Genomic DNA, 20,396 nt, shown 5'->3' with positions numbered 1-20,396 from the left:
CCTTTAATTAAATTTAATGTAGAATTATCCTTATTTAAAGGGGATTTTTTGAGATATTTGGCTTTGATATTTTTGATTTTTGCTTCTGCCTTTGGTGCTGATACGGTTACTGTGCCTACTATGAATCTTAATTTGAGCGCACCAGATACACCACAACAACTAGTAACTAGCTTAAATGTTTTAGTAGTCTTAACTATATTAGCCTTGGCGCCATCTTTGATATTTATAATGACTAGTTTTTTGCGATTGGTTATTGTATTTTCATTTTTGCGTCAAGCTATGGGTACTCAGCAGATGCCACCTACAAGTGTGCTTATATCTATAGCTTTGATACTTACATTTTTTATTATGGAACCAGTGGCTAAGCAGAGTTATGAGCAAGGCATAAAGCCATATTTAGATGAGCAAATCAGCTATCAAGAGGCCTTTGATAAAGGGGCAAAGCCATTTAAGGAATTTATGATACGAAACACTAGAGAGAAAGATTTGGCCTTATTTTATCGTATTCGCCAGCTTCCTAATCCAGCAACTATAGATGATGTCCCTTTGACTATAGCAGCACCCGCTTTTATAATTAGTGAGCTTAAAACAGCATTTGAGATAGGATTTTTGTTGTATTTACCATTTTTAGTTATCGATATGGTAGTAAGCTCTGTATTGATGGCTATGGGTATGATGATGTTACCACCTGTTATGATATCTTTGCCATTTAAATTGCTGATTTTTGTCTTAGTAGATGGATGGAATTTACTAGTGGGCAATCTAGTCCAAAGTTTCAAGTAGCTACAAAGTATAAAATAGGCATTGTAATAAAGATAGTTATCATACCTATAGCCACACTTGAGATAGCCAAATTTGAATCTAGATTGGCTTTTAATATCATAGCACTTGCTAATACCATCGGCGGAGTGGCGACTTCTATCAATCCTATTATCCACTCTTTGCTAAGCTCTATACCAAATATTTTAGTGATTGATAGAAATATTATCGGCGCTAATATCATCTTAGCAAAGATCACCACAGAACAGGCCTTATAAGAGCTTTTAATACTATTAAATCCAAGTCTAAGCCCGACAGCAAACAGAGCCACCGGCACCATACTGCTAGATAGCATTTTTAAAGGCTCAAATATAATTTCAGGTAGATTAAAATTTTTAAGTATCACAGCCAAAGCCAGTGCGATAAATGGCGGAAATTTGATAATTTTAAGGCTATTTTGGATTATTGAGCTTTTCTTAGATGTCCCAAAACCCAAAATCAATGGCCCAAAAATGCTAATAGGCAGAGCCGTAACTACTTGATCAAATAAAATAACAATACTCAAAGCACTTTGGCCATATAATCCTTGAACAATAGGAATTCCGATAAATAAGGTATTGCCAAACATACTAAGGAGCGCTACACTAGCCAAAGTTGCGGTTGAAAATTTAAGCATAAATCCCATTGCTACAGCTACAAAAGCAGCTATCACTGATGAGATAAGTCCCACAAATACCATACTAATCAAATTTAAATCCACAACCAAATGATAGACTTTATCAAAAATCAAAGATGGCAAAGCAAACCACAAAACAAAATCCAAAAATACAATAGCCTTATTTGCCGAGATGATCCTTAATCTTTTAGCTACATATCCGCTAAATAGTAGTATAAACATCGAAAATAGAGAGTATATTATCATTTTTTAAACCTTTTTTGTATGTATAGATATATAATTGTAATTATAGCTACAGCTATCAATAAACAGATGGTGATTTGAGCTAAATACTCTTTGATAAGCTCTTTTTGATCGCCGATATAATACCCAATAGCGATCAAAATCGCCACCCAAATCCCCGCTCCAAGCGTGGTATAAAGGCTAAAAGTAAAGATATTCATCTTAGCTAGTCCTGCTGGCAAGCTGATATATTGTCTAATTCCTGGGATTAAGCGACAATTAAATGTAGAGATTTCGCCATATTTGTTAAAATATCTCTCAAATTTCGCCATCTTTTCATCTGTGATTCCTATGTATTTGCCATATTTTAATATAAAGGCTCTACCAAAAAAGTAGCATAAATAGTAGTTGAATATCGCTCCAGCAAGGCTACCTAATGTCCCAGCACCAAATGCTAGATATAAATTCATCTGCCCAGTATATACCAAATATCCAGCCGGTATCATCACAACTTCACTAGGAAAAGGGAAAAAGCTACTCTCCAAAGCCATTAATAAAAATATCCCCAAATATCCCCAATCAGCGACCAAACTCACTAGATAATTAATGATATTTTCTAACATATCTAGCCTATTTATCTAAATTTTGAGCTAATAAAGTTTGCATTTTTGCTCTTGTATTTTCAAGCCAATTTTCATCACTAGTATCGACAATATCCATATAGATAACCTTAAATGAGCCGGAATGTACGCTAATGGTTTTGCTATCTATAATCTTTCTTGAGCCAATTATAAGTACTGGTTGAACTACCAAATTTAGCTTATCAGCGATGATATTTGCGCCACTTTTAAATTTCAAAATCTTATCCCCATCTCCACGAGTACCTTCAGGAAATATAGCTATGACTCTACCTTCACTAACTCTCTCTTTAGCTAATTTTATGATTTTTGGTAGTGATCTTGGGTCCTTGCGATCTATTGATATCATTTTTGGTACCCGAATGATATTTCCAAAAAATGGTAAATCCTCTATTTCTTTTTTAGCAATCCAACAGATATTAGCTGGATGAATTTCTTCAAGTGCCATTATATCTAGCATACTTTGATGGTTAGCTATTATCATATTTGCACGTGGGTCTGGGCTACCTATTACATCAATTTTATAACCGATTAAAAACCTTTGCATTTTTGTCCATTTTCGCCTTATCCATAGATTACTAGATGGTGCAATGAAAAATATCAGCACCACGATAATTACGCTTATGGTGATTTCTATGGCGTATAGCCAATTTTTTATCTTATTTAATACTTTCATTTTCTACCCAGCCTATAGTTTCATTTTGTAGGATAATTTTGGTGAAATTTTCATTTTTGGTAATAATTTTGACATTTTGTTCTTTAGCTGCAATAGCAAAAATAGTTGAATTTGGCATAGGCAAGATTCTTATTTTACTATTTGCTTTAAGTTTTGCTTCGCTAAAAGGTTTATTATCATAGATTGCGTAAGCTATAAATGCTACTGCAATAATAAAGGAGTAGTAACTCTTTTTCCAGATAAAAAGTAGTAAAAATAATATAATTGCAATATAAATACTAAGTTCTTTATATAGTCGAAACTCACCCTCTTTAGGATTAAGTGGTACTTGAGTACTTAAATCATTATCTTGGACTTTGATATCTAAATTTAACTCTTTAAAAATATTTTGAGTGTAATCGTAGTAACTAAAGTTTATATTAGTTTTATTATTATCACTTATTATAAAATAAATTCCAGTTTGATTTTTGTAGTCGCCTTTTAGGCTATCAAAACCTTGCTTTTGAAATTCTCCTGGTATTTGGAATAGACTTAAATTTCCATTTTTACTTGCTAGTTCTATGGTAGTTAAATTTGAGTATTCATTAAATTTTGAACTTTTTACCATCTTTATCTCTAAATTTTCTCCGACAAAATTGGCAAAATCAGTTCGTAATTGAATATTCTTAATCTTTGGAAGATCAGGCTTTATTGTTTTATTTTGAACAAAAATTCCATTTCTTTTTAGCGTGAGCGTTAGAGCATCAATATTAGATTGAGCGCTACTAGCTATTAGATGGATTGTAGTTTCGTAAATTCCAGCGGATTTTTTTTTCCATAGCGGCTTTGGATTTAGCCAAGTTATATCAGTAGAGCGCATAGTAAGATTCATATCAAAATCTAGAACTTTATCTGTATTAGCAGTTAAATTTAAGGTAAAAGGCTGATAGATATATATTGATTTTTCTTTTATTTGGCTTGTGAGAACTAACTCAATTGGATCAATATTTTGATAAATTAACGATGGATCAATATCTATAACCTCATCAGTATCAGCTATACCTTGCATCTGCTCATTAGTGATGCGTTGTCCAAATGGCGTAGGCTCGCTAAAACCTACGCTAATTAGCAAAATAAGTGCAAAAATAGCCCTTAGCAAAGAAATCCTTTAAGCATTTTAGCTCCATCAGTGCTACCTAAAATACTCTCTACAGCTCTTTCTGGATGAGGCATTAGGCCAAATATATTTTTATCTTTATTGCAAATTCCAGCTATATTATCTACTGAACCATTTACGCTAATTTCATTGCCATCTTTATCGCAATATTTTAAGAGTACGCAATCATCATCATATAATTTTTTAATTGTATCGCTGTTTGCATAGTAGTTGCCTTCACCATGAGCTAAAGGGATATCTATTAGATCAGAGTTGTTAAAATTTGATAAGAATTTATTGTTATTAGATATTACTTTTAAATGGTTAAATTTGCTAATGAAGCTCATATTTTCATTTCTTCTCATTGCGCCAGGTAAAAGCCCGCTCTCTAAAAGCATCTGAAAACCATTACAAATTCCAAGTAGCAATCCGCCGTTTTTAGCGTGATTTATTACCGTTTGCATTGCTGGGCTAAACTTAGCAATAGCAGCAGTTCTAAGATAATCACCATAACTAAATCCGCCAGGCAGTACTATTAAATCAGCCTTAAAATCTGTTTGTTTATGCCAGATAATCTCTGAGTCAAATCCTAGTAAATCAAAAGCGTATTTAGTATCTCTTTCGCAGTTTGTACCAGGGAAATTAATGATAGCTACTCTCATTTTTAGCCTTTTAGAATCTCATAATCTTCTATAACTGTATTTGCTAGTAGCTCTTCGCACATATTTTTAATCTGTTCATCGGTAGTGTTATCACTTAGATCTAAGATAATTTGTTTGCCAATTCTTACATCATCTACGCCATTAAAACCAAGACTTTCTAAAGCGTGTTTAGTAGCTTTACCTGCTGGGTCTAATACGCCATTTTTTAGATATACATTTACAATCACTTTCATCATTTATCCTTTAAATTTAATTATGATAAAATTCTACGCAAAACCTCTTCATATGCCACTTTGACACTACCAAGGTCTTGGCGAAATCTATCTTTATCCATCTTTTCACCAGTATCAACATCCCAAAATCTACAGCTATCAGGACTAATCTCATCAGCTAGCAAGATATTTCCATCTTTATCAATACCAAATTCAACTTTAAAATCAACAAGTTTTAACCCTTTTGAAGCAAAAAATGGTTGAAGAACAGAGTTAATTTGTCTACCTAAATGGCGTAAAGTTGCTAAATCTTGTTCGCTTTGTACGATATCAAGTAAAATTGCGTGTTCATCATTAATTAGCGGATCGCCTAGTGCATCATCTTTATAGTAAAACTCAACTAAAGTAAATGGTAATACTGTAGCTTCTTTTATGCCTAGTCTTTTGCTAAGACTACCAGTGGCGATATTTCTTACTACTACTTCTAATGGAATGATTGAGCATTTTTTGACTAGTTGTTCAGTTTCATTTATACTTTCAACAAGTGCAGTTTTTATACCATTTTCTTTTAAAAGTTTAAATAGTGCGGTTGAAATTTTATTATTTAGCGCACCTTTTCCTGCTTCGTTGCCCCTTTTTTCAGCGTTAAATGCTGTTAGATCATCTTTAAATTCAGCTATTAATAGCTCATCATTGCCTTTAACACTCCACATTTTTTTACCTTTACCTTCGTAAAGTAATTCTGATTTTTCCATACTTTTTCTCCTTACTTGATGTTTAAAATTTTTATGGAATCTACTGCAGTTTTTAACTGAATATCATCATAAATTTGTTTTTGAGTTATTATGTTTTTGTTATTTGTCTCTTTTTTCTTATTTTTTGGTTCAATTTTATCTAATTCACTCTCTAAATGTTGCTTTAAATCAGCCTCTTTTAGATGAAATTCATTTTCATCATTTGGTACCTTTCCAGGATGAACTATTATATCTGGTGTAACGCCTACAGCCTGAATAGTTCTACCACTTGGAAGATAATATCTTGCTACTGTTAATCTTAGAGCCTCTTTTTTATCTACTGGCATAATGACTTGGACACTTCCTTTGCCAAAGCTATTTTCACCAATTACTACAGCTCTTTTTAGATCTTGCAATGCACCACTGACTATTTCACTAGCACTAGCACTTCCACCATTTATAAGGACTGCTAATGGAGCGTTTGTTATGAAGTTGCCTTTTTGTGCTGAGTGGATCTCATCTTCATTTTTGTCTCTACCTTTTTGAGAGACTATAACGCCACTTTCAACAAATAAATTTGTAAGCCCAACAGCTTGATTTAATAAACCACCTGGATTATTTCTAAGATCTAGAATAATGCCTTTTGCTTTTGGATATTTTTTGATAAATTCTCTAGCTTTTTTGGTTACATGTTGGTCAAAATTTGTAACTCTTAGATATAGGATATTTTCATCTTCAATCATTTTGGCCTGAACTGATTCTACGGTGATTATATCTCTTATTATATTTAGATCAAATGGCTTTTTTTCGCCTTGTCTTACGATAGTTATTTGTACAGGTGTATTTGGTTTGCCACGCATTTTATTTACAGCTTCATCAATTGTGATATTTATAGTAGATTCGCCATCTATTCTTAAAATTACATCGCCAGATTTCACCCCGGCTTTATAAGCTGGAGTATCGTCTATTGGTGCAATTACAGTTAAAGCTCCATCTTTAATTCCTACAGTAATACCAAGTCCTCCAAATTCGCCTTTAGTTTGAATTTGCATATCTTTAAATGCTTTTTCATCTAAATATCCAGAATGAGCATCTAGGTTTGTTAAGAGTCCAGATATGGTTTTATCTACGATTTGGGTAAAATTTATATCATCTACATAGTATTTTTCTACTACGGCTATTGTTTTGGTTAGCTTTGATAGGGCTTCTATTCTACTATCTTGGGAGGTTTGAGCATTTAGGGCAATAGCACTAGCAGCCATCACGCTTACAAAACCAGATAGTTGTAAAATTTTACTACTTTTCAACATATAACTCCAAAAAATTAAAATCAATAATTTTACCCAAAAATATATTAATTTAAAGTAAAAAATATTAATCAAATTAAATCTAAATTGGATTAAATTTGGCCAAACCTTGACAAATATAGACTAAAGTTATATAATACCACTCATATAAAGTTTAAGGAGAAAAATATGGCAAATATATTTAATGAACTCACATCAATGAGTCAAGATTTAATCGATAGCGCAATATCCTTAGCTATCGGAAACAAAAATCCGCAAGTCGTGCCTTTACATATGCTTTGGGCTTTAAGCGCTGATAGCAACTCGCTCTTAAACCAAATTTTAAATAAGGTAAATGTGAGCAAAGAAGCCTTGGTTTTGGATATCAAAAGCCACGCTGATAAACTGCCACAAAGCTCAAATGTATCAAAAAACAATATCCAAATTTCAAATGAATTAATAGATAGCTTTGAGCGTGCTAAGGCCGTAATGATCGGAATGGGGGATAAATTTATAGCGGTTGATAGCTGGATAATTGCGAATTTAGATAGTGAGCCTATGAAGGGAATTTTGTCTAAATACATTGATCTATTAGAGATTAAAAAAGAGTTAGAGTTAATGCGTGGTGGCAAGAGTATCGATACGCAAACTGCTGATGAAAATTTAGACTCTTTAAATAAATTTGGAATTGATTTAACTAAAAAAGCCGCTAGTGGTGAGCTAGATCCAGTAATCGGTAGAGATGAAGAGATTACAAGAATGATGCAAATTCTAATTAGAAAAACTAAGAATAACCCGATATTATTAGGTGAGCCTGGAGTTGGTAAAACCGCTATTGTAGAGGGTTTAGCTCAACTAATTGTTAAAAAGGCAGTCCCTACAACCTTAGCAAATAAAAGGGTAATAGCTCTTGATATGAGTGCGTTGATCGCTGGGGCCAAATATAGAGGTGAGTTTGAAGATAGATTAAAAGCGATAATTGATGAAGTCAAAAAAGCTGGAAATATAATCTTATTTATAGATGAAATTCACACAATAGTAGGTGCTGGAGCTAGTGAAGGCTCTATGGATGCTGCTAATATATTAAAGCCAGCTTTAGCTCGTGGAGAGCTACACACAGTTGGGGCTACAACGCTAAAAGAGTATAGAAAATATTTTGAAAAAGACGCCGCTTTACAAAGGAGATTTCAGCCTGTAAGTGTAGCAGAACCAAGCGTAAATGAAGCTTTACAAATTCTTCGTGGGATAAAAGATAGATTAGAAGTCCATCACAATGTAACCATCACAGATAGCGCTTTAGTAGCAGCAGCAAAGCTAAGTCATAGATATATTAGTGGTAGATTTTTGCCTGATAAGGCAATTGACCTTATAGATGAAGCGGCCGCAGAGTTAAAAATGCAAATTGAGAGTGAGCCTTTTGAGCTAGCTAAGACTAAAAGAGAGATTGAGACTTTAATAGTCGAAAAAGAGGCTTTAAAAATGGAGGGCGAAGATAAAAATAGCGATAGATTAAGTGAGATAGAAAAAGAGATAGCAAATTTAAGCGAAAAAAGAAGCTCGTTAGAGATGAAATTTAAAAATGAAAAAGATGTATTTGACTCAATTAGCAAGAGTAAAAAATTGATAGATTCTTTATCTATTCAAGCTGATGAGTATCAAAGAAAAGGCGAATTCGAAAAGGTCGCCGAGCTAAGATATAGCCAAATTCCACAAGCTCAAAAAAGCATTGAAGAGCTAGAATTAAAATGGAAAGAGATGAAAAAAGATGGAGTTTTACTACGAAATGAAGTAGATGAAGATATGGTAGCTGGAATTTTAAGCAAATGGACAGGAATCCCAGCTGGCAAAATGCTCACAAACGAAAAAGAGAGATATCTAAATATAGAAAAACATCTCAAAGATAGCGTAATAGGTCAAGATGAAGCCTTACACGCACTATCTAGGGCTATTAAGAGAAATAAAGCTGGCCTAAGTAGCCAAAATCGCCCGATCGGTAGCTTTTTATTCCTTGGGCCTACGGGCGTGGGTAAGACTGAGAGTGCGAAGGCGTTGGCGAAATTTCTTTTTGATGATGAAAAAGCGATGATAAGATTTGATATGAGTGAATATATGGAGAAACACGCCGTTAGCAGACTTCTTGGTGCGCCTCCTGGATATGTGGGATTTGAAGAGGGCGGACAGCTCACTGAAGCAGTTAGACGAAAACCATATAGCGTGATTTTGTTTGATGAAGTTGAGAAAGCTCATAAGGATGTATTTAATATCTTGCTTGGAATTTTAGATGATGGTAGGGCTACTGATAGCAAGGGCGTAACTGTGGATTTTAAAAACACAATTATCATTTTAACTAGCAATATCGGCTCATCGGCGATTATGGATTTAAGTGGCAAAGAGAGAGATGAAGCGGTTAAACTTGCTTTAAAAGAGTATTTTAAACCTGAATTTTTAAATAGATTAGATGATTGCGTGATATTTAATCCACTTGGTCAAGATGAGTTAAGCAAGATTGTAAAAATAATGTTTAAAGAGCTTGAGAGTAAGCTTTTGGCTCGTGGGATAAAATCACAACTTAGCAGCGAAGCTATAAATTTAATCTCTCAAGCTGGATTTGACCCTGTATATGGTGCTAGGCCACTTCGCAGAGCCTTATATGAGCTTGTAGAAGACCTTGTGGCTGATATGATCTTAAAAGATGAAATCATAAGTGGCGATAGCATAAAAATTGACGCTAAAGATGATCAAATCATCATAACCAAAGATTAATATCTTAGCTTGTTAGATGATACAAAAATCATCTAACAAAGTCTATAAATTTATCTATACAAAATTGTCCCAAGCCTAACCATATTAGACCCGCACTCTATAGCTAGATTAAAGTCCCCACTCATTCCCATTGAGCAGATTAGCGCTCCTTGTGGCTTTAATTTATCAAATATATTTTTAGTTATATCAAAACTTCTTTTAATCTCATTTTCATCTTCGCTATTAGCGCCTATACTCATCACGCCTATTAAATTTAAATTCTCACATCTATTTTGTATATCTTTATAAATTTCTATAGCATCGCTAGGATCGACACCTTGCTTGCTCTCTTCTTTGGCTGAGTTTATCTGAAGCAAGGTATCAAGCTTATAATTTAGCCTTTTATTGACTTCAAGTGCTATCTCTAAGCTATCACAGCTTTGCCATAAAGCTGGATGAAGTGATATAAGCTGATTTATCTTATTACTTTGTAAGCGACCGATAAAGTGCCATTTGATATCTAAATTTGAGAGGATTTCACTCTTTCTTTTTAGCTCTTGGACTCTATTTTCACCAAATTCTCTAAGACCTTGATTATATAGCGATATTACCTCATTTTGGGTTACATTTTTGCTTACAGCGATTAATCTTGCCTTGCCATTAATCTGATTTAAAATAGTATCTAAACTCATCTTACTCTCCTGCTAATCTAACTATATCATTGATAATAGTAAATATCATTAAAGCAAATAACAACGCCATAGAAGCGTAGCTAAGCCCTACAAAAACACGCTCATTTACCGCTCTTTTAAATATCATCTCATATAGATTAAAAACTATATGCCCACCATCTAAAACTGGAAACGGAAGCAAATTTAATATACCTAAATTCACAGATATCAAAGCTACTATTATTAAAAGCACAGATATACTGATTTGGCTAGCTTTTGTAGTGATATCAGCCATTGCGACTATACCGCCCATTTGGTCTATAGGGACTACGCCTGTGATGAGCTTTTCTAATCCTTGATAGATTAGAGTTGAGGCATTAATCGTCTCATCATAGGCAAATTTAATGCTATCAAAGCCTCTATTATATATAGTTGTTTTCTCGCCACTTGGTGTTATGCCAATTAATGGAGTGGTTATATTCTCGCCAAATATATTTTTGGTTTGAGAGAGTTGCGGGGTTAGTGTTATATGAAGCTCATTTTCACCACGCTTAATAAGTATATCTGTAGGATTAGTTGTGATATGCTTTTTTATCTCATCCCACTCCTTAATTTTAACCCCATTTATAGCTAGGATTTTATCATTTTTTTCTATATTAGCACTTTGTGCGGCTGAATTTGCTAAGGTACTACCAACAACAGGTGATAATCTCTCAACACCGATAAATCCAAGCATTATATATAGTATAAAAGCTAATAAGATATTAAAAAACGGCCCAGCAAATAAGATTATAATTCTTTTTAATGGGCTTAGTGTGTTATAACTATCGCTATCATAATTTTTCTCTTTTGGATTTGTATCATCTTGGCCTTTTAGCTGAACATATCCACCAAGTGGTATAGCGCTTATACAATAGATAGTATTGCCCAATTTTTTGCTATAAATTTTCTCTCCAAAACCAATGCTAAAAGTCTTTACAAAGACACCAAAGTATTTAGCAGCCAAAAAATGCCCAAGCTCATGAAAAAATATTAAAAATGATAGCGACAATATGGTGATACCAAAATGCACCCCCCAATACCAAAAACTAGCTATTAAAAGTATTAAAACAAAGATCAAACTTCTCAAATTCTACCTTTATAAAAAATTATGTGAAAATTGCGTAAGTATAACAAAAAATCTACAATAATCTACAATTATAAAGGTAATTTTATTAAAATTTGAGTAAAATACCCCACTTAAATAAAAAGGTAGAAAATGTATGTAGCTCCAAGTATTTTATCAGCGAATTTTGGAGAGTTAGCTAAAGAGATTAAGGCTGTTTGTGAGGCTGGGGCTGACTTGATACACATAGATGTTATGGATGGCCACTTCGTGCCTAATCTTACAATCGGCCCACTTGTAGTAGAGGCAGCAGCTAAGGCATCTACAAAGCCACTTGATATTCATTTAATGGTAGAAAATGTCCCATTTTTTGTAGATCTATTTTTGCCTTTAAAACCTAAATTTATAAGCTTTCATATAGAAGAAGAGAAGCACCCATTAAGGCTTATCGATCATATCCGTAAAAATGGAGTAAATCCCGCTATAGTTCTTAATCCGCACACACCTGTTAGCTCTTTAAAACATATCATAGATGAAGTTGATATGGTGCTTTTAATGAGTGTTAATCCTGGTTTTGGCGGACAAAAATTTATCCCTTCAGTCTTATCAAAGGCTATAGAATTAAGAGAGTTAATAGACTCACGAAATGCTAAATGTATGATAGAAGTAGATGGCGGAGTAAATGGTCTAAATGTAGCTGATCTAGATGCTGCTGGCGTGGATATTGTCGTGGCTGGAAGCTTTGTCTTTGGTAGCAATGATTATGCTGGGGCGATAAAAGCGTTAAAAATTTAATCACAAAGAGTAAATTTGAAAAATAAATTAGATAATTTTATAGATTTATTAGCCAAAACTAATCTTAATTATCACGATTTTATACAAAAAGCAAATGATATAGATGAATTAGCTGATATCATAGAGCCTAAAAATTTAGCCGATTGGCGGCTTTTAGGTCTTGAGCTAGAGCGTTTGGATAATGGCAAAATCGTTATGCCAACTAGATTTAGAGATTTTAATGAACAGGTGTTTTGTATCGTTGATATCGAGACAAATGGTGGTATAAAAAGCGGTCAAATCATCGAAATAGGTGCGGTTAAAATCCAAGGTGGCAAGGAGATTGATAGGTTTGAGACGCTAGTTTGGGCTAGTGAAATTCCGCAAAATATCAGCGAATTAACTGGAATTTATCAGCTTGATTTAGTAGATGCTCCGCATTTGGCAAATGCTCTTGAGAGTTTTAGGCTATTTTTGGCTGATTCTGTATTTGTAGCGCATAATGTTAAATTTGATTATGATTTTATCAGTATTAGCTTAGCAAAGCTTGGGTTTGGAATGCTCTTAAATCGCAAGATTTGTACCATTGATCTAGCTAGAAGAACTATAGAGTCAAATAGATATGGCCTAGATGCACTTAAACAAATTTTTGGTATTGATAATGCTCATCACAGAGCATTAAATGACGCAATCGCAGCGTGTGAAATTTTCAAAGAGTGTATCAAAAGGGTGCCGTGGCATGTCCAAAGCGTAGAAGATCTCATACTATTTAGCAAAACAGCAAAGACGCTAAAAACCCCAAATGTAATAGAACAGATAAATCCACCTAAAACAGATTTAAGAGGTTGATATGAGAGTTGCTATTTTATTCGTTTTTGCTATGATTTTTAGTGGATGTAGCTCTAAAATTTTAGAACAAAATGCTCCAAATAGCACTCATATTAATAGAGAAAATAGTATTAAAAAGAGTGAATATACTCTAAATTTAAGCAAATATGTAGGCAAAAAATCAGCCGATTGTTCATCATTAGTTACAACCATAAATAGAAAAAATAATAATATCTACTCTCTAAGCGATCTAAGCTCACATTATAGTAAGGATGGTCGTCGCTCTCAAGCTATCTATAATCTTTATAAGAGTAAAAATCAAATAAATTACCAAAACGCATCGCCTGGAGATCTAATATTTTTTAACAACACAACCAAATCCACAAAAAATAAAACTAGCCACAATATAACTCACATAGGAGTTGTAAAAAAGATAAAAGATGATGGAACAATCGTCTTTTTACACAATCTTAAGGGTAAAAATATATTAAGCGTGATGAACTTAAACCACAAAAATTCCCATCGAATTGATGGTAAAAAAGTAAATGCATATATAATAGCTAATTGTAAAAATATAAATTGCTTAGTATCAAATAGATTTTCTGGCTTTGGTAAAATCAGCCAAGATATAGCGGTGAAATAGTGGGTTGATATGAGAAATATGAATTTTACAGCAGCGGTGATAGCGTTAAATTGTGTGGTATATTTTTTAGAATATTTTGTATATAATCCTTATGAATTTAGTATATTTTTTGGTCTTAATGAGCTATTTTTTGCTGGGGCGTATTGGCAGATTCTTACATCTATGTTTATCCACGGCTCATTTATGCATATTTTGATGAATATGATAGTGCTTTATCAATTTGGGATGATATTAGAGAGATATTTGGGGTGGATTAAATTTGGCATTTTATATATCTTTGGTGGGGTTATAACTGGATTTTTAAGCCTTGGATATTTAGCTTTTGAGAGTGTGAATTTAGTCGGTGCGAGTGGGGCTATATCGGTGTTGCTTGGATTTTTAGCTTGTATTGATAAATTTAATCGCAAAGGGCTTATAGTAGTTATATTATTAGTTAGTTTTGCGCCGCTTTTAATGGGGATTAGTGTAGCGTGGTATGCTCATTTGATAGGATTTGGCGTGGGATATTTGGCTGGATTTTTAAAGGTATTTAGATGAGATTTTTTGATGAGATTTGGGAGTGCTTGAACTCTTGTGATTTGGAGCAAAAATTTTTTAAATTTAGCCAAATTTATAGCAATTTTCATAGTTGTGATATGAACTTTAATAGCGATATTTTTAAGCTTAGTGCGCCTAGTTATTCTAAGATTTGCTCTATAAAATCTATGAAAGAGATAAAGCAAAAGCACACTAATGAGGCTTTTTTACACTCAATTGCTCATATTGAGTATAGTGCGATTGATATTGCTTTGGATGCTTGCTATAGATTTAGAAATTTACCGATGGAGTATTATCTTGATTGGTTAGAAGTAGCTAATGATGAGATTAGACATTTTAAGATGATATCTGATAAGATGGAGTCTTTAGGGGTAAGATATGGTGATTATATCGTCCATGATGGATTATTTATCGCTCTAATCAAAACCCAAAATTCACTCATAAATCGTATGGCGATTTTGCCTAGATATATGGAGGCCAATGGTCTTGATGCTAATCTTTTTATGATGAAAAAATTGGCTTTAAATGGTGATAGAGATGGTATTTTAGAGATATTAAAGGTAATCCACAAAGAGGAGATAGAACATGTCAAAAAGGGTGATAAGTGGTTTAAATTCGCTTGTAAAATAGCAAATGTAGATCCAAATTCATGGATTGAAATAGTACGAAAATGCTATCCAAAGGCATTTGAAGCAAAAAGAGCACTAGATATAGAGCATAGATTATTAGCAGGCTTTAGCAAAGCCGAGCTTGATAAAATTCAAAAATTTCAGGAGAGAGCATGAAAACTATATATTTTATTCGCCACGCAAAGGCTAAAAAAGTCGCCGCTACTGACTTTGATAGGGCGTTAAGCCCCAAAGGCAAAGAGGCTGCAAAAGTGATGGCCACTAGGCTAAAAAACAAAAATATCTTACCAGAGCTTATCATCTCTTCACCAGCTAAGAGAACGGCTAAAACGGCTAAAATCATCGCTAAAAATATAAATTTTAGTGGTAAAATTCAGTTTTCAAACTCACTTTACGAGGCCACAACGCAAGATTATCTAAATATCATAAATCATATTGATAGCTCTTTAAATACCATATTCATCGTAGGTCACAACGATACTTTAACTCAAATTTGCGAGATTTTAAGCGATAGCCATATCGGCGATATCCCTACGGGTGGAGTTTTTGGTATTGAGTTTGATGTGAATGAATTTAAAGATATAAGGGCTAAAATTGGGAGAGTTTTGCTCTTTGATTACCCAAAAAAGATAGAATAAACTTAAATTTAGATTAATTATAAAAATTATTTATAGTTTAATGGTTTAATTTAGTTAAAAATTGATAAAATAAGAAAAATTTTAAATAAAGGACATAAATGGCAGATATAATCTACACTTACACAGATGAGGCGCCAGCATTGGCTACTTTTTCACTTTTTCCTGTTATTAAGGAGTTTTTAAGTCGTGGTGGTATCAGTATAGATACTATGGATATTTCATTAGCTGGTAGAATTTTGGCTAATTTCCCTGAAAATTTAAAAGATAATCAAAAGGTGCCAAATTATCTAGAAATTCTAGGTGAAATGACCAAAGAAAAAACAGCAAATATCATCAAACTTCCTAATATTTCAGCATCACTTCCGCAGTTAAATGCGGCTATTGCGGAGCTTCAATCAAAAGGATTTAATGTACCAAACTATCCTGAAAATCCATCAAATGAAAAAGAGATTGATATTAAAGCAAGATACGCTAAAGTTTTAGGAAGTGCGGTAAATCCAGTTTTAAGAGAGGGTAACTCAGATAGAAGATGTGCTAGTGCCGTCAAAGCTTACGCCAAAGAATTCCCACACAAAAATGGTGCTTGGGATAGCACTATTAAAACAAGAGTGGCATATATGGATAGTGGAGATTTTTATGGCAATGAAAAATCTGTAATAGTCAAAGAACCAACCGAATTTAAAATCGAATTTACAGACAAAAATGGCAACACAAAAGTATTAAAAGATAGTATAAAAGCAGCTGCTGGTGATGTGATTAGTGCTACATTTATGAGTGTTGCTAAACTAGATAAATTTATCGCTAAAACCATAGAAGAAGCCAAAAAAGAGTCTTTACTCTACTCAGTCCATCTAAAAGCTACAATGATGAAAGTAAGCGATCCGGTTATGTTTGGCCACTTTGTGAAAGTGTTTTTCGCTGAAATATTTGATGAGTTTGGAAGTGAGTTAAATTCAGTTGGCGTGGTGCCAAATAACGGCTTAAAAGATCTATTTGCTAAAATAGAAAACTTGCCTATAAAAGACAAAATCATAGCAAAATACAATGAAATTTTAGACAAAAACCCAGATTTAGCGATGGTAGATAGCGATAAAGGAATTACAAATTTACATGTCCCAAGCGATGTGATAATAGACGCTTCAATGCCAGCAATGATAAGAAATAGTGGTAAAATGTGGGATAAAAACGGCAAAACAGCCGACACTCTAGCAGTAATCCCAGATCGCACATATGCGACAATTTATGAAGCGACAATTGATGATTTAAAAGCCAATGGAGCACTAAATCCGGCAACTATCGGTAGCGTATCAAATGTAGGTTTGATGGCGAAAAAAGCAGAAGAGTATGGTAGCCATGATAAGACATTTATAGCTAGTGAAGATGGCAAATTCACACTTAGTAGCACAAATGGCGATAAAATGGAATTTGAAGTTGAGAATGGCGATATATTTAGAGCTATGCAAGCAAAAAGCGAAGCGATTAAAGATTGGATTAAACTAGCGATCAATAGAGCCAAAGCCACACACTCAACTGCGATATTCTGGTTAGATAGTGCTAGAGCACACGATGCTAGTATGATCCAAATAGTAAATTCAGAGCTTAAAAATTATGATCTAAATGGCCTAGATATTAGTATCGCAGCCCCAACTGAAGCGATCAAAAAATCAATCTCTATAATACGAACTGGCAAAGACGCTATTAGCGTTACAGGTAATGTATTAAGGGATTATTTGACAGATTTATTCCCGATTTTAGAGCTTGGAACGAGTGCGAAAATGCTCTCAATAGTCCCGCTTTTAAATGGAGGTGGCTTATTTGAAACTGGTGCTGGTGGAAGTGCGCCTAAAATCGCTCAACAACTAATAGAAGAAAATCACCTTCGCTGGGATAGCTTGGGTGAATTTTTAGCTCTTGGTGCGAGTTTGGAACATTTAGCTAGCGTAAGCGGTAAAAAAGAGGCTACAATACTAGCCGATACTTTAGATAAAGCAATTGTAAGCTATCTTAAAAATGACAACTCACCACGCAAAAATGTAGGTGAAAATGATAACCGCGGTAGCCACTTCTATCTAGCTCTATACTGGGCTAATGAACTAGCAAAAAGCGATCTAGCGCCTAAATTTGCTGGTATAGCAGCTGCTTTAAATGAGAATAAAGCTAAAATTACAGATGAGTTAAACGGCTCTCAAGGAAACAAAGTAGATGTCGGTGGATACTATATCTTTGATGATGCGAAGGTTTCAGCCGTGATGAGACCAAGTGCCATATATAACGAATCTTTAAAGAAATAAGTTGTGAAAATAGCAATAATAGGCGCCGGAAATGTAGGAGCTAGCATAGCTAGTCTCCTCATTTCTAAGCAGATGTGTGATGAGATAGCACTCATTGATATCAATCAAAATTTAGCTAATGCCAAAGCAATTGATCTATCACAAATGTCGATTGCTTTGGGCTTGGATATTATGGTAATTGGTGGTAATGATTATAAGCTTTTAAGTGATTTTGATATTGTTATCATCACAGCCGGAGTAGCTAGAAAAGATGGCCAAAGTAGGGCTGAACTTGCTAAAATTAATGCTAATATAGTAGCTCAAGCATCTAGTCAAATCGCTAAATTTGCCCCAAATTCCACTATAATTGTCGTGACAAATCCACTTGATATAATGGTATATGTAGCATTTAAAGCTAGTGGATTTAATAGAAGAAAGATTATTGGAATGGCTGGAGAACTTGATAGTGCTAGACTTAAATTTGCTTTAAAAAATCATCTAGGCACGAGTGTAACTGACTCAAAATCTTGCGTAATAGGTATGCATAATGATGATATGATATGCTTGGTTGATGAAAATTTAAGTATAGATGAATATGAAAATATCAGATCTCAAACCATAAATGGCGGAGCTAAAATAGTTAAATTGATGAATACATCTGCATTTTATGCGCCAGCAGCTGGGGTTATAAATATCTGTCAAGCCTTGATAAATGAGGACTCTAAGGTGCTTAGTTGCTCGGTTTTGGATGATAATTTGATAGCTTTTAGTCGTTTGGTTAAAATTTCAAAAGATGGCGTAAAAGAGATTTTAGAGTTGAATTTAAAGCCAAAAGATAGAGAAATTTTAGATAAAAGCATAGAAGAATTTATAATTTATATTAAAAATTTTAATATAAATGGTGATAATATTAACTTTAGCTAAAGATAAAATTTTAGTTTTTTTATTTATCTATTTTATTAACTTTTTTCAGATAAAGTTTCGTAAAAAGTTTTGAAATTTAGTTTTGCGTTTGGCAAAATTTAGGTATTTGGATGCTTGATTTTTCAAGTAATTGAGTCGCTACAATTGTAGCTTGAAATTTGATTTAAGTTAGACTTAAATTTAATTAGGAGATAGTAATGATAGAACAACCGCTTAATACAGCTGTTTGGGTCGATGAGAGTAGGTGTAAAGCTTGCGATATTTGCGTAAGCTATTGTCCTGCTGGTGTTTTAAATATGAAAGAAGATATCCACGCTATTCAAGGAATGATGATAGAGGTTAGCCATCCAGAGTCATGTATCGGCTGTAGGGATTGTGAGCTTCACTGCCCTGATTTTGCTATTTATGTGGCTGAAAAGGGATTTAAATTCGCAAAACTTAGCCCTGAAGCTAAAGAGAGAGCAGCCGCAATCAAGGCAAATCATTTTAGGAAAGTTAATTAAGGATATAAAATGAGAGAGTTAATAACGACAGGAAATGCTTTAGCAGCAAAAGCAGCTATCGAGTGTGGCTGTAATTTTTTTGGTGGTTATCCTATTACCCCATCAAGCGAAATCGCACATGAATTAAGCGTAGCACTACCAAAAAGCGGTGGTAATTTTATCCAAATGGAAGATGAGATTGGTGGTATCTCAGTAGCACTTGGTGCTAGTATGACTGGAGCGAAGGCTATGACAGCAAGCTCAGGTCCTGGTATTTCGCTCAAAGCTGAACAAATCGGCCTTGGATTTATCGCTGAAATTCCTTTGGTAATCGCAAATGTAATGCGTGGTGGCCCATCAACTGGTCTTCCAACTCGTGTGGCACAAGGAGATATTTTACAAGCTAAAAGCCCAAGCCATGGGGATTTTTGCTCTATTGCAGTAGCGCCAGGAAATTTAGATGAAATTTACACTGAAACAGTAAGAGCATTTAATCTAGCAAATAGATTTAGCACCCCTGTATTTTTACTACTTGATGAGACTATAGGTCATATGCAAGGCAAGGCTACTATACCAGATGTTAAGGATTTAGTAATCGAGCCTAGACGAGAATTTAAAGGCGATCCAGCAGAGTATAATCCATATGAAGCCAAAGAGGATGAGCCAGCTACGCTAAATCCATTTTTCAAAGGTTATCGCTATCACATCACAGGCTTACATCACGGCCCTACAGGATTCCCTACAGAAGATGGCAAAATAGTTGATTATAATATCAAAAGATTATTTAATAAAATTCACGCCCACCTAGATGAAGTGATAAAATTTGAAGAGTATAAGCTAGAAGATGCTGATATTTGTATCATTTGTTACGGAAGTGTGAGCTTAGCAGCTAAAGAAGCAGTGGATAAACTTCGAGATGAAGGTATAAAAGTAGGTATATTTAGACCTATTACTATATGGCCAAGCCCAGAAGCTAAAATCAAAGAGATATGCTCTAAATTTAAAAATATTTTAGTAACTGAGTTAAATATGGGACAATATCTAGGCGAGATACAAAGATGTGCTTTAAGAGATGATTTTAAAACACTATTAAAAGCAAACGGCAGACCGATTAGCCCGAGTGAAATTATTAGCAAAGTCAAGGAGTTTTAAT

22 protein-coding genes are annotated in these 20,396 nt (G+C 33.9%); 12 read left to right on the top strand and 10 right to left on the bottom strand.

Features of this window, described 5'->3' with window-relative positions; translation table 11 throughout:
- The first annotated feature begins 57 nt into the window (after window positions 1-57).
- Window positions 58-783: a flagellar type III secretion system pore protein FliP gene (fliP, locus tag CIGNP91_RS02850; protein ID WP_236848366.1), complete on the top strand. Its 726-nt coding sequence runs from the start codon at window positions 58-60 to the stop codon at window positions 781-783.
- Here fliP and CIGNP91_RS02845 read toward each other — a convergent pair.
- The 8 genes from CIGNP91_RS02845 to CIGNP91_RS02810 are packed head-to-tail and all read right to left on the bottom strand — an operon-like array spanning window position 776 to window position 7,024.
- Window positions 776-1,681: an AEC family transporter gene (locus CIGNP91_RS02845; protein ID WP_086224462.1), complete on the bottom strand. Its 906-nt coding sequence runs from the start codon at window positions 1,679-1,681 to the stop codon at window positions 776-778. The genes fliP and CIGNP91_RS02845 overlap by 8 nt on opposite strands.
- On the bottom strand, window positions 1,678-2,280 hold the full coding sequence (locus tag CIGNP91_RS02840; RefSeq protein WP_086253322.1) for a DedA family protein: 603 nt from the start codon (window positions 2,278-2,280) through the stop codon (window positions 1,678-1,680). Before CIGNP91_RS02840 ends, CIGNP91_RS02845 begins: the two co-directional genes overlap by 4 nt.
- Window positions 2,281-2,287: 7 nt before the next feature.
- Window positions 2,288-2,971 carry a lysophospholipid acyltransferase family protein gene (locus CIGNP91_RS02835; protein WP_086253321.1) on the bottom strand — a complete coding sequence of 228 codons (684 nt, stop codon included), beginning with the start codon at window positions 2,969-2,971 and terminating at the stop codon, window positions 2,288-2,290.
- Window positions 2,955-4,109 (bottom strand): hypothetical protein, encoded by a 1,155-nt coding sequence (locus CIGNP91_RS02830; RefSeq protein WP_086227065.1) that lies wholly within the window; start codon window positions 4,107-4,109, stop codon window positions 2,955-2,957. The genes CIGNP91_RS02835 and CIGNP91_RS02830 overlap by 17 nt, the downstream gene beginning before the upstream one ends.
- Window positions 4,103-4,768 carry a phosphoribosylformylglycinamidine synthase subunit PurQ gene (gene purQ / locus CIGNP91_RS02825; RefSeq protein ID WP_086224470.1) on the bottom strand — a complete coding sequence of 222 codons (666 nt, stop codon included), beginning with the start codon at window positions 4,766-4,768 and terminating at the stop codon, window positions 4,103-4,105. Before purQ ends, CIGNP91_RS02830 begins: the two co-directional genes overlap by 7 nt.
- A 2-nt stretch (window positions 4,769-4,770) precedes the next feature.
- Window positions 4,771-5,001, bottom strand: coding sequence for a phosphoribosylformylglycinamidine synthase subunit PurS (gene purS / locus CIGNP91_RS02820; protein WP_086224471.1), 231 nt, complete (start codon window positions 4,999-5,001; stop codon window positions 4,771-4,773).
- 20 nt (window positions 5,002-5,021) lie between these two features.
- Window positions 5,022-5,735 (bottom strand): phosphoribosylaminoimidazolesuccinocarboxamide synthase, encoded by a 714-nt coding sequence (gene purC / locus CIGNP91_RS02815; protein WP_086229039.1) that lies wholly within the window; start codon window positions 5,733-5,735, stop codon window positions 5,022-5,024.
- A gap of 11 nt (window positions 5,736-5,746) precedes the next feature.
- On the bottom strand, window positions 5,747-7,024 hold the full coding sequence (locus tag CIGNP91_RS02810; protein WP_086229038.1) for a S41 family peptidase: 1,278 nt from the start codon (window positions 7,022-7,024) through the stop codon (window positions 5,747-5,749).
- 165 nt (window positions 7,025-7,189) lie between these two features.
- Here CIGNP91_RS02810 and CIGNP91_RS02805 point away from each other — a divergent pair, with 165 nt between their 5' ends.
- Complete coding sequence (locus tag CIGNP91_RS02805; RefSeq protein WP_086253320.1) at window positions 7,190-9,763, top strand: ATP-dependent Clp protease ATP-binding subunit; 2,574 nt, start codon at window positions 7,190-7,192, stop codon at window positions 9,761-9,763.
- Window positions 9,764-9,813: 50 nt separating this feature from the next.
- Here the strand turns inward: CIGNP91_RS02805 and CIGNP91_RS02800 are convergent, their stop codons facing one another.
- Entirely contained in the window at window positions 9,814-10,434 is a 621-nt protein-coding gene (locus CIGNP91_RS02800; RefSeq protein WP_086253319.1) for a YggS family pyridoxal phosphate-dependent enzyme, read from the bottom strand.
- A gap of 1 nt (window position 10,435) precedes the next feature.
- Window positions 10,436-11,542, bottom strand: coding sequence for an RIP metalloprotease RseP (gene rseP, locus CIGNP91_RS02795; RefSeq protein WP_086253318.1), 1,107 nt, complete (start codon window positions 11,540-11,542; stop codon window positions 10,436-10,438).
- Window positions 11,543-11,671: 129 nt separating this feature from the next.
- On the opposite strand from rseP, the gene rpe reads away from it, so the two are divergent.
- The 10 genes from rpe (at window position 11,672) to CIGNP91_RS02745 (ending at window position 20,395) form a co-directional block, all read left to right on the top strand.
- Window positions 11,672-12,313, top strand: a complete 642-nt coding sequence (gene rpe / locus CIGNP91_RS02790) for a ribulose-phosphate 3-epimerase (RefSeq protein ID WP_086253317.1) — start codon at window positions 11,672-11,674, stop codon at window positions 12,311-12,313.
- Between the two features lie 15 nt (window positions 12,314-12,328).
- On the top strand, window positions 12,329-13,141 hold the full coding sequence (locus tag CIGNP91_RS02785) for a 3'-5' exonuclease (RefSeq protein WP_086253316.1): 813 nt from the start codon (window positions 12,329-12,331) through the stop codon (window positions 13,139-13,141).
- 1 nt (window position 13,142) lies between these two features.
- Window positions 13,143-13,763 (top strand): NlpC/P60 family protein, encoded by a 621-nt coding sequence (locus CIGNP91_RS02780; protein WP_086253315.1) that lies wholly within the window; start codon window positions 13,143-13,145, stop codon window positions 13,761-13,763.
- Between the two features lie 18 nt (window positions 13,764-13,781).
- Complete coding sequence (locus tag CIGNP91_RS02775) at window positions 13,782-14,300, top strand: rhomboid family intramembrane serine protease (protein WP_086253411.1); 519 nt, start codon at window positions 13,782-13,784, stop codon at window positions 14,298-14,300.
- Window positions 14,297-15,085: a ferritin-like domain-containing protein gene (locus tag CIGNP91_RS02770; RefSeq protein ID WP_086253314.1), complete on the top strand. Its 789-nt coding sequence runs from the start codon at window positions 14,297-14,299 to the stop codon at window positions 15,083-15,085. Before CIGNP91_RS02775 ends, CIGNP91_RS02770 begins: the two co-directional genes overlap by 4 nt.
- Window positions 15,082-15,567: a SixA phosphatase family protein gene (locus tag CIGNP91_RS02765; RefSeq protein ID WP_086253313.1), complete on the top strand. Its 486-nt coding sequence runs from the start codon at window positions 15,082-15,084 to the stop codon at window positions 15,565-15,567. The genes CIGNP91_RS02770 and CIGNP91_RS02765 overlap by 4 nt, the downstream gene beginning before the upstream one ends.
- Window positions 15,568-15,665: 98 nt before the next feature.
- Complete coding sequence (locus CIGNP91_RS02760) at window positions 15,666-17,858, top strand: NADP-dependent isocitrate dehydrogenase (protein ID WP_086253312.1); 2,193 nt, start codon at window positions 15,666-15,668, stop codon at window positions 17,856-17,858.
- A 3-nt stretch (window positions 17,859-17,861) separates the two neighbouring features.
- A complete protein-coding gene (locus CIGNP91_RS02755) occupies window positions 17,862-18,761 on the top strand; it encodes a lactate/malate family dehydrogenase (protein ID WP_086253311.1) in 900 nt (299 codons plus the stop codon).
- A gap of 197 nt (window positions 18,762-18,958) precedes the next feature.
- Window positions 18,959-19,264 carry a 4Fe-4S dicluster domain-containing protein gene (locus CIGNP91_RS02750; protein ID WP_086224495.1) on the top strand — a complete coding sequence of 102 codons (306 nt, stop codon included), beginning with the start codon at window positions 18,959-18,961 and terminating at the stop codon, window positions 19,262-19,264.
- A gap of 9 nt (window positions 19,265-19,273) precedes the next feature.
- Window positions 19,274-20,395 (top strand): 2-oxoglutarate synthase subunit alpha, encoded by a 1,122-nt coding sequence (locus CIGNP91_RS02745; RefSeq protein ID WP_086224496.1) that lies wholly within the window; start codon window positions 19,274-19,276, stop codon window positions 20,393-20,395.
- Window position 20,396: the final 1 nt, after the last annotated feature.

This window comes from Campylobacter sp. P091 (genome assembly GCF_002138935.1).
In the GTDB taxonomy this organism is placed as follows: Bacteria; Campylobacterota; Campylobacteria; order Campylobacterales; family Campylobacteraceae; genus Campylobacter; species Campylobacter devanensis.
This window is presented reverse-complemented; position numbering and strand designations above follow the sequence as displayed.

Coding starts and splice junctions, on each gene's coding strand:
- rpe (WP_086253317.1), top strand. CDS start 11,672: ATGTATGTAGCTCCAAGTATTTTATCAGCGAATTTTGGAGAGTTAGCT.
- CIGNP91_RS02750 (WP_086224495.1), top strand. CDS start 18,959: ATGATAGAACAACCGCTTAATACAGCTGTTTGGGTCGATGAGAGTAGG.
- CIGNP91_RS02765 (WP_086253313.1), top strand. CDS start 15,082: ATGAAAACTATATATTTTATTCGCCACGCAAAGGCTAAAAAAGTCGCC.
- CIGNP91_RS02745 (WP_086224496.1), top strand. CDS start 19,274: ATGAGAGAGTTAATAACGACAGGAAATGCTTTAGCAGCAAAAGCAGCT.
- CIGNP91_RS02775 (WP_086253411.1), top strand. CDS start 13,782: ATGAATTTTACAGCAGCGGTGATAGCGTTAAATTGTGTGGTATATTTT.
- purQ (WP_086224470.1), bottom strand. CDS start 4,768: ATGAGAGTAGCTATCATTAATTTCCCTGGTACAAACTGCGAAAGAGAT.
- CIGNP91_RS02800 (WP_086253319.1), bottom strand. CDS start 10,434: ATGAGTTTAGATACTATTTTAAATCAGATTAATGGCAAGGCAAGATTA.
- CIGNP91_RS02760 (WP_086253312.1), top strand. CDS start 15,666: ATGGCAGATATAATCTACACTTACACAGATGAGGCGCCAGCATTGGCT.
- CIGNP91_RS02840 (WP_086253322.1), bottom strand. CDS start 2,280: ATGTTAGAAAATATCATTAATTATCTAGTGAGTTTGGTCGCTGATTGG.
- CIGNP91_RS02770 (WP_086253314.1), top strand. CDS start 14,297: ATGAGATTTTTTGATGAGATTTGGGAGTGCTTGAACTCTTGTGATTTG.
- CIGNP91_RS02780 (WP_086253315.1), top strand. CDS start 13,143: ATGAGAGTTGCTATTTTATTCGTTTTTGCTATGATTTTTAGTGGATGT.
- CIGNP91_RS02835 (WP_086253321.1), bottom strand. CDS start 2,971: ATGAAAGTATTAAATAAGATAAAAAATTGGCTATACGCCATAGAAATC.
- purS (WP_086224471.1), bottom strand. CDS start 5,001: ATGAAAGTGATTGTAAATGTATATCTAAAAAATGGCGTATTAGACCCA.
- CIGNP91_RS02805 (WP_086253320.1), top strand. CDS start 7,190: ATGGCAAATATATTTAATGAACTCACATCAATGAGTCAAGATTTAATC.
- CIGNP91_RS02810 (WP_086229038.1), bottom strand. CDS start 7,024: ATGTTGAAAAGTAGTAAAATTTTACAACTATCTGGTTTTGTAAGCGTG.
- CIGNP91_RS02845 (WP_086224462.1), bottom strand. CDS start 1,681: ATGATAATATACTCTCTATTTTCGATGTTTATACTACTATTTAGCGGA.
- purC (WP_086229039.1), bottom strand. CDS start 5,735: ATGGAAAAATCAGAATTACTTTACGAAGGTAAAGGTAAAAAAATGTGG.